At 69.8% G+C, this 13,891-nt stretch carries 13 protein-coding genes; 6 read left to right on the top strand and 7 right to left on the bottom strand.

Annotated elements, in window-relative coordinates; translation table 11 throughout:
- Positions 1-11: 11 nt before the first annotated feature.
- Positions 12-1,118 carry a transaldolase gene (gene tal, locus C8E96_RS28275; protein ID WP_091383280.1) on the bottom strand — a complete coding sequence of 369 codons (1,107 nt, stop codon included), beginning with the start codon at positions 1,116-1,118 and terminating at the stop codon, positions 12-14.
- Positions 1,115-3,232: a transketolase gene (gene tkt / locus C8E96_RS28270; RefSeq protein WP_228770265.1), complete on the bottom strand. Its 2,118-nt coding sequence runs from the start codon at positions 3,230-3,232 to the stop codon at positions 1,115-1,117. The genes tal and tkt overlap by 4 nt, the downstream gene beginning before the upstream one ends.
- Positions 3,233-3,544: 312 nt before the next feature.
- Here tkt and C8E96_RS28265 point away from each other — a divergent pair, with 312 nt between their 5' ends.
- The 4 genes from C8E96_RS28265 to C8E96_RS28250 all read left to right on the top strand — a co-directional run bounded on the left by C8E96_RS28265 (position 3,545) and on the right by C8E96_RS28250 (position 7,293).
- Positions 3,545-4,504 (top strand): heme o synthase, encoded by a 960-nt coding sequence (locus C8E96_RS28265; RefSeq protein ID WP_091383282.1) that lies wholly within the window; start codon positions 3,545-3,547, stop codon positions 4,502-4,504.
- Between the two features lie 281 nt (positions 4,505-4,785).
- Positions 4,786-5,874 (top strand): DNA polymerase domain-containing protein, encoded by a 1,089-nt coding sequence (ligD, locus tag C8E96_RS28260; RefSeq protein ID WP_228770266.1) that lies wholly within the window; start codon positions 4,786-4,788, stop codon positions 5,872-5,874.
- Positions 5,875-5,891: 17 nt separating this feature from the next.
- Positions 5,892-6,377, top strand: a complete 486-nt coding sequence (locus tag C8E96_RS28255; protein ID WP_091383283.1) for a gluconokinase — start codon at positions 5,892-5,894, stop codon at positions 6,375-6,377.
- 49 nt (positions 6,378-6,426) lie between these two features.
- Positions 6,427-7,293: a GNAT family N-acetyltransferase gene (locus C8E96_RS28250; RefSeq protein ID WP_091383284.1), complete on the top strand. Its 867-nt coding sequence runs from the start codon at positions 6,427-6,429 to the stop codon at positions 7,291-7,293.
- On the opposite strand, the gene C8E96_RS28245 is transcribed toward C8E96_RS28250, so the two are convergent.
- The 4 genes from C8E96_RS28245 to C8E96_RS28230 all read right to left on the bottom strand — a co-directional run bounded on the left by C8E96_RS28245 (position 7,290) and on the right by C8E96_RS28230 (position 10,571).
- The gene (locus C8E96_RS28245) at positions 7,290-8,156 is read right to left on the bottom strand and encodes an alpha/beta fold hydrolase (RefSeq protein WP_228770267.1); all 867 of its coding nucleotides are present in this window, start codon (positions 8,154-8,156) and stop codon (positions 7,290-7,292) included. The two genes, C8E96_RS28250 and C8E96_RS28245, sit on opposite strands and share 4 nt — an antisense overlap.
- 73 nt (positions 8,157-8,229) lie before the next feature.
- The gene (locus tag C8E96_RS28240) at positions 8,230-8,889 is read right to left on the bottom strand and encodes an HD domain-containing protein (protein ID WP_176926844.1); all 660 of its coding nucleotides are present in this window, start codon (positions 8,887-8,889) and stop codon (positions 8,230-8,232) included.
- Positions 8,890-8,940: 51 nt separating this feature from the next.
- Positions 8,941-9,570: a hypothetical protein gene (locus C8E96_RS28235; RefSeq protein WP_407642688.1), complete on the bottom strand. Its 630-nt coding sequence runs from the start codon at positions 9,568-9,570 to the stop codon at positions 8,941-8,943.
- Positions 9,567-10,571 carry a hypothetical protein gene (locus C8E96_RS28230; RefSeq protein WP_091383329.1) on the bottom strand — a complete coding sequence of 335 codons (1,005 nt, stop codon included), beginning with the start codon at positions 10,569-10,571 and terminating at the stop codon, positions 9,567-9,569. Before C8E96_RS28230 ends, C8E96_RS28235 begins: the two co-directional genes overlap by 4 nt.
- Positions 10,572-10,747: 176 nt before the next feature.
- Between C8E96_RS28230 and C8E96_RS28225 the strand changes: the two genes are divergently transcribed.
- On the top strand, positions 10,748-11,338 hold the full coding sequence (locus C8E96_RS28225) for an FKBP-type peptidyl-prolyl cis-trans isomerase (protein ID WP_091383286.1): 591 nt from the start codon (positions 10,748-10,750) through the stop codon (positions 11,336-11,338).
- 166 nt (positions 11,339-11,504) lie between these two features.
- Positions 11,505-12,869, top strand: coding sequence for an alpha/beta hydrolase (locus C8E96_RS28220; RefSeq protein ID WP_228770268.1), 1,365 nt, complete (start codon positions 11,505-11,507; stop codon positions 12,867-12,869).
- On the opposite strand, the gene C8E96_RS28215 is transcribed toward C8E96_RS28220, so the two are convergent.
- Positions 12,859-13,830 (bottom strand): quinone oxidoreductase family protein, encoded by a 972-nt coding sequence (locus C8E96_RS28215; RefSeq protein ID WP_091383288.1) that lies wholly within the window; start codon positions 13,828-13,830, stop codon positions 12,859-12,861. The genes C8E96_RS28220 and C8E96_RS28215 overlap by 11 nt on opposite strands.
- Between the last annotated feature and the right edge of the window lie 61 nt (positions 13,831-13,891).

Below are 13,891 nucleotides of genomic sequence, written 5' to 3'. Positions count from 1 at the left end.
GTCAGCCTTTCCTAGTGCGCCTTGTCGAGCTGTCCCTGCACTGTCTCAAGCAATTCGGCCCACGACTTCTCGAACTTGTCGACGCCCTCGGTCTCCAGGACCCGGAAGACGTCGTCGAGGTCGATCCCGACCTCGGCGAGCTTGTCGAAGACCTCCTGCGCCTGCGCGGCGGTGCCGGTGACGGTGTCACCGCTGATCTTGCCGTGATCGGCGACCGCGCGCAGCGTCTTCTCGGGCATGGTGTTGACCGTGTCGGCGACGACGAGGTCGTCGACGTACATGGTGTCCACGTAGTCCGGGTTCTTCACACCGGTCGAGGCCCACAGTGGACGCTGCGGGCGGGCGCCCTCGGCGGCGAGCGCCTCCCAGCGCTCACCGGCGAAGACCTCCTGGAACGCCGCGTACGCGAGCCGGGCGTTCGCGATGGCCGCCTTGCCGCGCAACGCCTTCGCCTCGTCGGTGCCCAGGGCGTCGAGCCGCTTGTCGATCTCGGTGTCCACACGGGACACGAAGAAGGACGCGACCGACTCGATCGACTTGAGCGCGTGGCCGTTCTCCTTGGCCCGCTCCAGGCCGGTCAGGTACGCCTCCATGACCGCGCGGTAGCGCTCGACGGAGAAGATCAGCGTGACGTTGACGCTGATGCCCTCGGCGAGCGTGCGCGCGATCGCGGGGATGCCCTCGACCGTGGCCGGGATCTTGACCAGCAGGTTCGGCCGGTCGACGGTCTTCCACAGGTCGGCCGCCTCGGCCACGGTGGCCTCGGTGTCGGCCGCGAGCCGCGGGTCGACCTCGATCGACACCCGGCCGTCGACACCGTCGGAGGCCGAGTGGTGGCTGCGGAACAGGTCGCACGCGTTGCGCACGTCCGTGGTCGTCAGCTCGCGGACCACCGCGTCGAGCGACGCGCCGCGCGCGGCCAGCTCACGGACCTGCGCGTCGTACGCCTCGCCGTCCGACAGCGCGCCGGCGAAGATCGTCGGGTTGGTCGTCACGCCGACCACGTGCTGCTCGCGGATCAGCTCGGCGAGGTTGCCCGAGGTCAGGCGCTCGCGGGACAGATCGTCCAGCCAGATCGAGACACCGGCGTCGGAAAGGGCCTTCAGGTTGTCGGTCACTTCTGGCCTCCATTCACGGTGAGCGAACGACGCGCCGCGGCCACGACGGCCTCGGTCGTGAAGCCGAACTCGCGGAACAGCGTCTGGTAGTCCGCCGACGCGCCGAAGTGCTCGATCGAGATGACCTCGCCGGTGTCGCCGACGTAGCGGTGCCACGGCTGGGCGATGCCCGCCTCGACGGCCACGCGCGCCTTGACGGTCGGCGGGATGACGGTGTCGCGGTAGGCCTGGTCCTGATCCTGGAACCACTCCATGGACGGCATGGAAACAACACGGGTCGGGATGCCGTCGGCTTCGAGGACCTTGCGGGCCTCGACCGCGAGCTGCAGCTCCGAGCCGGTGCCGATCAGCACGACCTGCGCGGGGCCGCCGGTCTCCTCGGCCAGCACGTAGCCGCCCTTGGCGACGTTGTCGCCCGCCAGCTCCTTCGTGCCTTCCAGCACGGGCAGGTTCTGCCGGGTCAGCGCGAGGCCGACCGGGGCGTCGGACTGCGACAGGATCGCCTTCCAGGCCGCGGCGGTCTCGTTGGCGTCACCCGGGCGCAGCACGACCAGGCCCGGGATCGCGCGCAGCGCGGCCAGGTGCTCGATCGGCTGGTGCGTCGGGCCGTCCTCGCCGAGGCCGATGGAGTCGTGCGTCCAGACGTAGGTGACCGGCAGCTTCATCAGCGCGGCGAGCCGGACCGCCGGGCGCATGTAGTCGGAGAACACCAGGAACGTGCCGCCGTAGGGGCGGGTCGGGCCGTGCAGCACGATGCCGTTGAGGATCGAGCCCATGGCGTGCTCGCGGACACCGAAGTGCAGCGTGCGGCCGTAGGGCTGCGCGTTCCAGTGCTTCGTGGTCGACTCCACGGGACCGAACGAGTCGGCGCCGGAGATCGTGGTGTTGTTGCTCTCGGCCAGGTCGGCCGAGCCGCCCCACAGCTCGGGCAGCAGGTCGCCGATCGCGTTGAGCACCTCGCCGGAGGCCTTGCGGGTGGCGACGCCCTTGGCGTCCGGGTCCCAGCTCGGCAGCGCCTCGACGAAGCCGGCGGGCAGCTTGTAGGCGCTCGCCCGGTCCAGCAGTGCCTTGCGCTCCGGGTTGGCCTGAGCCCACTTCTCGAACTCGGTCTCCCAGTCGGCGCGGGCGGCCTTGCCACGCTCGCCGACCTCGCGGGCGTGGGCGAGCACGGCCGGGTCGACCTCGAAGGTCTTCTCCGGGTCGAAGCCCAGGATCTTCTTGACCGCGGCGACCTCTTCGTCGCCCAGCGCGGCGCCGTGCGCCTTGCCGGTGTTCATCAGCTTCGGCGCCGGGTAGCCGATCACCGTGCGCAGCAGGATGAACGACGGCTTGCCGGTCTCGGCCTTGGCGTTCTCGATCGCCTCGAGGATGCCGGTGACGTTCTCGCCGCCGAGGACGCGCTGCACGTGCCAGCCGTAGGACTCGTAACGCTTGGCCGTGTCCTCGGCCATCGCGATCTTGGTGTCGTCCTCGATCGAGATCTCGTTGTCGTCGTAGAAGACGATCAGGTTGCCCAGCTGCTGGCGGCCCGCGATTGCCGACGCCTCGGAGGTGACGCCCTCGGCGATGTCGCCGTCGGAGGCGACCACGTAGACGTGGTGATCGAAGACACTCTCACCCGGCTTGGCGTCCGGGTCGAACAGGCCGCGCTCGCGGCGGGCGGCCATCGCCATGCCGACCGCGGAGGCCAGGCCCTGGCCCAGCGGGCCGGTGGTGATCTCCACGCCCTTGGTGTGGCCGTGCTCCGGGTGGCCCGGGGTCTTGGAGCCCCAGGTGCGCAGTGCGGCGATGTCCTCGATCTCCAGGCCGTAGCCGGAGAGGAACAGCTGCAGGTACTGGGTGAGGCTGGAGTGTCCGCAGGACAGCACGAACCGGTCGCGGCCGATCCAGTCCGGGTCGCTGGGGTCGTGGCGCATCGCGCGCTGGTAGAGCGTGTAGGCCAGCGGCGCCAGGCTCATCGCGGTGCCGGGGTGGCCGTTGCCGACGTTCTGCACGGCGTCGGCGGCGAGCACGCGGATCGTGTCGACCGCGCGCTTGTCGAGGTCAGTCCAGTCCTCGGGCAGCACCGCGGTGGTGAGTTCGGTCAATTCACTGGGTACTTCACTGACGGACACGGACTTGAGCTCCCATTTCCACGTCTGGCGGGTTCGCGGCTCATGATCACCCTTTGCCCCTGGATTCTAGATCGATACCGTAGGGGGCGACCTGGCCGGACCCGCATCCCATCCCTGGTCCGTGGTCAGCGTAGTCGCCGGGGTCCGCCGATGTGATTCGCGACCGACTTCGGGCCCCACGCCGCCACCCGATACGGGTACCCAGGAGACTCGCGGTTAACATTTCGTTCGGTGTCGCGGGCGTCCCGTGGCGCGGACGCAACCGCCGTGACCGGCGTCTCAGCCGGGTCGCGAGCAGATCTGAGGAGCGAGATGTCGTCGGTGATACCAGTGCCCGTCGACGCCGTTCCGCCGTCAGCGCCGACCCGCGGCGAGGTCTTCAAGGCCTACGTCGCTCTCACCAAGCCACGCATCATCGAGTTGCTGCTGGTCACGACTGTGCCCGCGATGCTGCTCGCCGAGCGCGGCATCCCGTCGCCGTGGCTCGTGCTGACCACGCTGTTCGGCGGAACCATGGCCGCGGGCAGCGCCAACGCGCTCAACTGCGTGGTCGACGCCGACATCGACGCGCTGATGAAGCGCACCAAGCAGCGCCCGCTGGCCCAGCACGTCGTGCCGACCCGCAACGCGCTCGTCTTCGGCGTCATCCTGGGCGTGCTGTCGTTCGCCTGGCTCTGGGCCACCACGAACCTGCTCGCCGCGGCCATGGCCGTCGGCGCGATCCTGTTCTACGTCCTCGTCTACACGATGATCCTGAAGCGGCGCACCGCGCAGAACATCGTCTGGGGTGGCGCGGCGGGCTGCATGCCGGTGGTCATCGGCTGGTCGGCGGTCACCGGCGACATCGGCTGGCCCGCGCTGGTCATGTTCGGGGTGATCTTCTTCTGGACCCCGCCGCACTTCTGGGCGCTGGCGATGAAGTTCCGCGACGACTACGCGGCGGCCGGTGTGCCGATGCTGCCCGTGGTCGCCACGCCGCAGCAGGTGGCCAAGCAGATCGTCATCTACTCGTGGGTGATGGTCGCCTGGACGCTGCTGCTGGTGCCCGCCACCGGCTGGGTCTACACGGCGTTCGCGCTGCTGGCCGGGCTGTGGTTCCTGATCTTCGCCCACCGCCTCAACGGCGCCATCCGGCGCGGTGAGCCGGGCAACCCGATGAAGCTGTTCCACCTGTCGAACAGCTACCTGACGCTGGTGTTCGTCGCCCTCGCCGTCGACTCGGCCCTGTCGCTCCCCGTGACCGGCTGGCTGTTCCGCCTCCCCGGAATTTAAACGTCGGGTCACGTACCGGGTGATGGTGCCGATGGGTGGGTCACCGTGGTCGGCTTGCATCACGGTCCCCTTAGGCGGCGGTCGTTTGCGCAGGTCGGCGGCGGGGTAGCCGTGGGCGGTGAGCCTGGGGCGGTCGATCAGCAGTACCGGGCCCGCAGGGGTGCACTGCGACCTGCGGCTCAAGGTCGACGGTCGGTTGGTCATCTGGCCGGTGCTCAAGGGGTCGCGGTACATGTCGCGGACCACTCCTTCTAGTCTTTCGACTTCGAGGGTGTGATCCCGTGAGGTCAGTACGGCAGCCGCGGGGACAGGGGCGAGCGGGCAAAGAGCAGTGGCTGCTGATCCACAAGAACGACGACCACGCCGCACCCGGCTGGGATCCCGAGGACCTACCGCGGTCGGTCAAGAGCGGTCGCACCAACGACGAGGTCGCCTCCGGTCCGACCGACGAACTGGCCGCGCTGGACGACCTCGGGAACGCGGGGCGGTGGCGGGTGGACGGCCGTGAGCTGCGGCTGACCAACCTGGACAAGGTCCTGTTCCCCGGTGATCCGCCGCTCACCAAACGCGACTTCATCCGCTACCACTTCCAGATCGCACCGCACCTGCTGCCGTACCTCGCGGGCAGGCCGGTGAACGCGCACCGGTATCCCGACGGTGTGGACAAACCGGGCTTCTGGCACAAGGAAGTGCCCGACCACGCGCCCGAATGGCTCACCCGGTGGCACAACACCGCGGCCGACGCCGACGAGACGCAGTGCTACGCGGTGGTCGACAGCGTGGCCTCACTGGTGTGGATGGCGAACTTCGGCGCCATCGAACTGCACCCGTGGACGTCGGCGCTGCCGGACGTCGAGCAGCCCACCTGGGCGCTGATCGACATCGACCCGGGCGCCGACACCGGCTTCGACGACGTCCTGGTGCTCGCCCGGCTGTACCGCACGGCGATGGAGCACCTCGGGGTCACGGCCATGCCGAAAGTCACCGGGCAGCGCGGAATCCAGATCTGGGTGCCGATCCGCGCGGGCTACACCTTCGCCGACACCCGCGAGTGGGTCCGCAAGGTCTCCCGGGTGGTGGGCCGGATCGTGCCTGACCTGGTCAGCTGGGAGTGGTACAAGGACCGCAGGCGGGGGCTGGCCCGGCTCGACTACACGCAGAACGCGATCAACAAGACGCTGGTGGCGCCGTTCAGCGCCCGCCCACGACCGGGGGCGCCGGTGTCGGTCCCGATCACCTGGGACGAACTCGACGACCCGGACCTGCGCCCGGACCGCTGGACCATCCGCGGCGTGCTGGAACGGGTGAACGCCGTCGGTGATCCGCTGGCACCGCTGGTCGGTCAGGAGCAGGATCTACCTGAGCTGTAGAGCGCGAGGGGGGACAGGTGCCGGTTGTCGTCGTGATGGGCGTGGCGGGTTCGGGCAAGAGCACCGTCGCCTCGCTGCTCGCCGAACGGCTCGGCCTGCCCTGGGTCGACGCGGACGTCTTCCACCCACCGGCCAACGTCGCCCGCATGGCGGCGGGCATGCCGCTGCGCGACGTCGACCGTGAACCCTGGCTGGCGGCCGTCGCGGACTGGATCGCCGCGCATTCCGACACCGGGTGCGTGGTGGCGTGTTCGGCGCTGACCCGGCGGTACCGCGACCGGCTGCGGCAGGCGGGGCGGCTCTGGTTCCTGCACCTGCGTGGCGACCGCGCGCTGCTCGCGGAACGGCTGCGCGGGCGCAAGGGGCATTTCGCCACGGTCGCGCTCCTCGATTCCCAGCTCGCGACGCTGGAGTGCCTGGCCGGTGACGAGTCGGGGACCGAGGTCGATGTGGCCCTGGATCCGATGTCGATCGTGCGGGTGGCCGTGGAGCAGTTGGCCTAGGCGGTAAACCGGGTGCGGACTGCCCGCACGCTGGTGTGTGATCGCGGGCATGGGGATTGTGTTGGGAACGCCGGGGGTCGACGGGCTGGGCGAGGCCGTGCGCGTGCTGCGGGAGTGGCAGCACGAAGGGGCGCCGATGCAGCTGCATCCGGGGGACCTGGGCTGGTTCTGGCGGTTCGGCGCGGAGACGACAGCCGCGGCCGTTCGCTGCTGGAGCCGCGACGGACGGGTGCTCGCGGTCGGGCTGCTCGACGGTCCCGACCTGTTGCGGCTCACGATCGCGCCGGACGCTCAGCGGGACTTGGAGCTGGCGCGGCAGCTGGTCGATGACGTGACCGAGCCGGAGCGTGGCGTCCTGATAGCGGGGAAGGTGTCCGTCGAGGCGCCAGCGGGTGCGCTGGTCCAAGACCTGCTGTCCGAGGGCGGCTGGAGCGCGGGCGAGCCGTGGACGCCGCTGCGCCGCGATCTCGCGGAGCCGGTGGAGGACCCAGGTGTGCGGATCGAGGTGGTCGGGCCGGAGCAGGCGCACGTGCGGACCGCGGTGCAGAGGGCAGCGTTCGACGGGTCGACGTTCACCGACGATCGCTGGCGCGCGATGGCGGCCGGGTCGCCGTACGCCGACGCCCGGTGTCTGGTCGCGTATGACGGCCGGGGCGACGCGGTGGCGGCGGTGACGGTGTGGTCGGCCGGTCCGGGCAAGCCCGGGTTGCTCGAGCCGATGGGCGTGCACCGGGACCATCGTGGGCACGGCCACGGCAGGGCGATCACCGTCGCCGCGGCGGCCGCGCTCCGGGAACTCGGCTCGTCGAGCGCGATCGTCTGCACCCCGAGCTCCAACGTCGGCGCCGTCGCGACCTACAAGTCAGCAGGCTTCCGGCCCCGTCCCGAGATCCGCGACCACTGCCGCGACGCCTAGCTCGCCCGCTGCCGCGGGATCATCGCCTCGACGGTCTCCGGGATCTCGGCGGTCTCCGCGACCCTGACGGCCTCGCGGGCTCGGCCGGTGTCCCGCCGCCGGGCCCACCGGCGCAGCCGCGGTTCGATCGCGGTGTAGACGTCCGGGTCGAACGCCATGCCCGTGTGGGTGCTGCGCACCTCGACGCAGCGGGCGTACGGGTCGCGGCACAGTTGCCAAGGAGCTATCCGGTCCAATCGGGAGTACACCGCCACCGCCGGGACGTTCGGCGGCAGCGGGATGGTCAGCGCTTCGACGCTCTCCCGGTAGCAGTCGCCCTCGAAGCAGTCCTGGTCCAGCAGACCCGGCACCCCGTAGGTGGAGAGCCGGGCCAGTGACCTCGCGACCTTGAGCACGCTCGGGCTCGCGCCCAGCGGGTCGAGCACCGGGCTGCCGAGCATCACCAAGCCACGCACCATTTCCGGGGTGCGGACCGCGGCGAGCCGGGCCAGGTAGCCGCCGCGGCTCTGTCCGATGAGGACTACCGGGCCGCCGGTGGCGTCGGCGTGTTCGGTGATCCGCTGGAGGATCCGGTTGACGAGCGTGGTCGTGCAGCCGACGTTGAACCCGATCCGGGCACCGATGGGCTTGTAGCCGCGGGCGCGCAGCCACGACGCGGTCAGCGCGAGACTGTATTCGCCCACACCGAAACCGGGTACCAGCACGACACCCTGTCCGTTGCCCTGGTCCGGGTCGGTCGTGCGCCAGATGGGGTGGCGCAGCAGACTCGGAACTCCCGTGATGATCGCGCGGAGCGTGTGCTCGCTCAACGCGGTGTCCACTGCCGCCATCAGCGGCTGCAACCGATCTCCGAGGATCCGCATGGCCACTCCCCGTGCCGACCAACCGTGTCGGACCAGGGATTTCCCATTCAGCGCCGGTTGAAACCAGGCCGGGTCACCCGACCGCGCTGAGTAGCCGTTCGACGGTCGGGTCGTTCAGCGACTCCTTGATGCAGGACCACAGTTCGAGGTTCGCCGTGGCCCACCGCGAGTAGCTCGCGGCGGCGGCGGGGGAGTAGAAGTAGAAGCCCTCGTCGTGCACGTCGCGTTGTTCGCCGACGATTTTGTCCGCCAGCTCGCGCAGGCTGACGCCGTTCTCCGCCAAGTACTTGTGCGCCAACACGACCGGGGTCACCGGCAGCGCCTTGAACAGGGTGTCGGCGTCGCTGAGCGCCTGGGCTTCCAGCGAGATGTCCCGGTGCCGGGTGCGCATCTCCGCCTCGTCGACGAGCGCGTCGATCCAGTCGATCGTGGCCGTGCCGATGCCCGCGTCGGCGAGGATGCGCCTGCGCAGCCCGCTTCCCGCCGCGGCGAAGGAGTTCCGCCGGACGAGGTAGTTGACGTCGTGGACCAGCGCGGCCGTCTCCACGACAGCCACGTCGGAGCCGTTGAGCGAGGCGAACTCGACGGCCTTGTCGCGCACGAAGCTGACATGGTGCCAGCCGTGGAACGGCAGCCGGTCGGCGTAGCGCTTGCACAGCACTTGGACCCGGCGGCTGACCTGCGCGATCGCGGCGGCGCCGACGGTTTCGGTGGACAGAACTGGCGTGGACATCGAACCCCTCCCGAGCGGTGTGGAATCGGGTGGGGCTGATGGTAAGTGGTTTTAGATCCTGCTGGTCAGCTCCTCAAGTCGGGATTCGACGGGGACGTGCCGGTGGCCGATCTTGGTGGCCGGGTCGAACGAGAGGCTGGCGGCGCTCACGGGCCGGGATTTCACCAGGAACGTCATCGTCTGGTCGGCCGCGCTGGGGATGCGGTGGAACTCGTCGGCGAGCAGGAAACCGGACTCGCCCACACCGCATTCGGTGCGGCGGAGCAGGGTCGCCGCCGAGATCAGGCCGGTGTCCGGGTCGATCGTGGTGGCGTAGCGCTCGTGGAGGTAGCCGCCGCGCAGGATGACCGTGCAGAAGTGGTACCGGTGGTTGTGCACGGAGTCGGCGTAGCCGGGCCGCCAGTCGCTCTGCGGTTTGTACTCGTGCAGCCAGAACGTGAACGGCTCGGCCTCCCGGTCACGCAGGCACCAGGCGAAATGCGTCGTGGTCTCCCGGGAGCGGCCGATCAGGGCCGCCGCCTTGTCCGGCCCCAGGCTCAGCAGGTGTTGGCGCAGAACGGATCGCAGCGTCGGACCGTCCACCCAGGACCCGAAGCAGTCGTGCACGGCGGACCAGCGGCGCGCGGGTGTGGTGCGCATCCGGTCGGCGAGCTCGGACAGCGCGGTCGACAACGGGATCAGGCCTCCAGTTCGGCTTTGGCGGAGAAGTCATGGCGGAAGGCGTGGAACTTGGCTTCCAGTTCACGGAACCGCTTCTCGGTGAGCGCGGCGCCGGTGACCCGTTCGAAGTGCGCCAGGAACTCCGCCCGGGTGGTGTCCGGGGTGATCTGGAACCGCCCCGCGTCGCGGGCGCCGCGCAGCCGCGCGAAATCGGCGCGTTCCATGGAATAGATGAACGACCCCTCGGAGAAGCGCAGGGTCCGCGGGTAGAGCGAGGCGACGCCGGCGACGTCGCTGTAGAGAGTGATCCAGACGCTGTCGTCGAACAGCTCCAGGCGGTCCAGCGGGGGATCGGCGATGACGGTCACGTCGATCACCGAACACCGGGCGCGGGCCAGGTAGAGGCCGACGAGCCCGATGCGGATCTCCTCGTGCAGCGTGGCCTGGATTTTCTCGTAGTCCGCGTCGACCCCGGCGTTGCGCACCAGGTGCCGGGCGCGGCCGCTGATCGCCGTCCGCTCCCGGGGATCGGCCACGACGGCCCGCACTTCCCACTCGGCGTGGGAGTGCAGCAGGCGGACCGCGGCGTGGCGGCCCGAGAAGCCGCGGAAGCAGAACTGCCTGGTGTCCTTGAGGTCGCGCATCATCAGGGCGTTGAACGTCGGGTCGGGGTCGGTGGTCGCCTCGAAGACGTGGGTGGGGAAGAACTCCTGGTTGAGGGCCCGGTACTCCGCGGACAACTCGCGAAGCGCGCGCCTGCTCTCCTCGATCACCGGCGTCACCATCGCCCGCTGGGCGGCCGTGGCGGTGATCAGCGTCTGGCCGAACCCGACGACGGCGGACACCATGGTCCCGGTGCCGAGCGCGGCGAGTAGATTCTTGGCCGTACCCGGGTCGAGACCGCTCGAAGTCCACATCGACGTTCCCGACACCACGAGCAGGATCAGGAGCAGCAGGCCCGTTCGGGTCCAGAAGAGCTCCTGGATCGGGTGGGTGCGGAGGCCCTCGGCATCCGCGGGCACGGTGGTCACCTCCTTGGGGCGCACCCGAACGGACGAACGCGGTCAGTATCCGATCAGGCGCGCGGAGTCACTTTACGCGTGATCGCCTGCCCGTGGATTGCGAAAATCGGGTGAGTATTCACCTTCGGGCAGACCGGGTGCGGCCCCTCGGATGGCCTTTTCTAGACTCGCTGACCATGCAGAACGTCGGCAAGATCATGATCGCGGCGGCGGTGGCGGTGGGCCTGACGGCTTGCGCCCCGTCGGAGCAGGCCTCCACCCAGCCGCCGAGTGGCCCGAGCACCCCGGCCGCGGCCCAGCAGCCCACCAAGACCAGCGAGTCCTCCGCCCCGACCAGCGAGGCCGCCTCCACCGGCGCCGAGTGCACCGCCGACGACATCAAGGTCACCGGCGCGGCGAACTCGAAGCCCGAGATCACCATTCCCACCACCTGCGCCCCGCCCAAGAAGCTCATCGTCAAGGACTTGACGCCGGGCACGGGCAAGGAGGTCGTGAAGGGCAGCGACATGCTGACCCACTACCTCCTGGTGACCTGGTCGAACAAGACCGAGAAGGACTCGTCCTGGAAACGCAACCAGCCCTTCCCGCTGCAGGGCGTCGGCGAGGCCTCGGTCATCGACGGCTGGAACGAGGGCCTGGTCGGCATCAAGCAGGGCGGCCGCAGGCTCCTGGTCGTTCCCCCGGACAAGGGCTACGGCCAGGGCGGCAACGGCATCGAGCCGAACGAGACCCTCGTCTTCGTGATCGACGCGGTTCAGGTCAGCTGACCCACCTCCACTGACGAGACGCTCGGCTGGGTTTCCCAGCCGAGCATTTCGCGTTGTACGACCTGCACCGCGTCAGGGCGGCGAACTCAATGAACGCAACCTCCATGGCCACCGCTGGGTGTGTCTAGCGTCACCTCGAGCGCGACGACGCGCACAGGAGGACGCCATGTACGCCGCATCGCTGGTCACCGCCCTCGTCGTGGGTATGAGCCCCGTGGGCATGAGCCCCATCCCCGCACCTCTGCCGACGGTCGCTTGCCCGGCCGAGTTGCCCGCGAACACCACTTGCCACGGCGGCCAGGACAGCACGGGGGCGTTCTACTCCATCGCGATCCCGTCGAACTGGAACGGAACGCTGGTGCTGCACGCGCACGGCGGGCCGGACCTTGGCGCGCCCACCCAGGACCGCAGCGTCGGCGACCTCACCCGCTGGTCGGTCATGGTGCGTGAGGGCTACGCCTGGGCCGGATCGTCCTACCGCCGAGGCGGCTACGGAACCCGGATGGCGGTGCGGGACACCGAGAACGTGCGTCAGCTGTTCACCAGCGCGTTCGGCGAGCCGGATGTGACGATCCTGCACGGCCAGTCCTGGGGCGGAAACATCGCCGCGAAGGCCGCCGAACTGCACGATTACGACGGCGTCCTGCTCACCAACGGCGTGCTGGCAGGCGGATCCCGCGGCTATGACTACCGGGTGGACCTGAGGGTGGTCTACCAGTACTACTGCGCCAACCACCCCCGGCCGAGCGAGCCGCAGTATCCACTGTGGACGGGGCTGCGCAAGGACTCGACGATGACCGGCAGCGGCCTGCGGGCCCGCCTGCAGGAGTGCACCGGAATCGAGTCGCCGTCGCAGCTGCGCACGCCGCTGCAGCAGCGAAACCTGTCGGACATCCTGGCCGTGACGAAGCTCCCGGAGCGGACACTGTCCTCGCACCTGAGCTTCGCGACCTTCACCTTCCGCGACATCGTGCACAACCGCCTGGGCGGCCGGAACCCGTTCGGCAACAGGGGCGTCCAGTACGCCGGCTCGCACGACGACGCCGCGCTCAACCGCGGGGTGGAGCGGTTCCAAGCCGACCCGTCCGCTGTCCGCGACCTGTCCTACGACAGCGATCTGACCGGCCGGGTCACCGAGCCGGTGCTGACGATGCACGCGGTCAACGACCCGACGGCGTTCGTGGAGCACGAGTCCGCCTACCGGGCGAGCGTGGCCGGGGACAATCTGGTGCAGACGTTCACCACCGAAAGCGAGCACAGCGCGCTGAGCGACTCGGGTTACGCGAGCGCGATCTCCGCACTGTCCACTTGGGTGCGGACGGGACAACGTCCGACCCCGGCATCCGTGGCGGAGTCCTGCTCGGCTTTCGACCGCACTTACGCCACCGGCTGCTTCTTCGACCCGCGGTTCACCCCTGGCAGCTACGACTCCAGGGTGTACCCGCGGCCCGGCGGCACGCACTGGCCCGCACTGACCTGGTCCCAGGCCGCGGCGTGGAGCCATATCCCGGGCGTCGGCATCACGGGATGAGCAGCAGCTTCCCTGTGGTTCGCCTGCCCTGCAGGTCCTCATGGGCCTGCCGGGCCTCGGCGAGCGGATACCTGCCGCCGATCCGCACCTTCAGGCTCCCGTCGACGATCGAGCCGAACAGCTCATCGGCCCGCCACCGCAGTTCCTCTTCCGTGGCAACGTGATCGGCCAGCTTCGGCCGGGTCAGGAACAGGGAGCCGCCGCTGTTGAGCCGCTGCGGGTCCACCGGGGCCACCGGGCCGCTGGCGGCGCCGAACAACGCCATCGTCCCGCGCCGCTTCACCACCGACAGGCTGCCGTCGAACGTCGTGCGGCCGACGCCGTCGTACACCGCGGCCACGCCTTCCCCGTCGGTCAGCTCGAGTGTCCTGGCGGCGAAGTCCTCCTCGGTGTACCGGATCACCTCGTCGGCGCCCGCCTCCCGGGCCAGGGCTTCCTTGTCCGAAGTGGACACCGTGCCGATGACCCGCGCCCCGCGCGCCTTGGCCAGCTGCACGAGCAGCAGCCCGACGCCGCCCGCCGCCGCGTGGACCAGCACCGTGTCCACCGGTCGGGCCGGGTAGGTCGAGGTCACCAGGTAGTGGGCGGTGAGTCCCTGCAGCATCGCGGCCGCCGCGGTCTCGTCGTCGACACCGTCGGGGACGCGGACCGCCGCCGTGGCCTTCACCAGGACGTGTTCGGCGTAGCTGCCCAGCGCGTCGGCCCAGGCGACCCGGTCGCCCACCGCGAGGTCGCCCACGTCGTCGCCGACCGCGGTGATCGTCCCGGCGCCCTCGAGGCCGAGACCGAAGGGCAGCGGCAGGGTGTAGATGCCCTCGCGGTGGTAGGTGTCGATGTAGTTGACACCCGCCGCCGTCACCCGGACGAGTGCTTCGCCGGGGCCGGGCGTGGGGATCTCCCGGTCCGCGTAGGTCAGTACTTCGGGGCCACCGGTGCGCGTCACCACCACTGCCTTTGTCATGTTCCAAGCATGCCCGAGTGGAACCGCTCACGGTGGACGGGTCTCACTGCCCGGTTGGTCC

The organism is Actinokineospora alba (assembly GCF_004362515.1).
Taxonomy (GTDB): Bacteria; Actinomycetota; Actinomycetes; order Mycobacteriales; family Pseudonocardiaceae; genus Actinokineospora; species Actinokineospora alba.
Note: the sequence above shows the minus strand (reverse complement) of the source record. Positions and strands in the feature narration are given on the sequence as shown.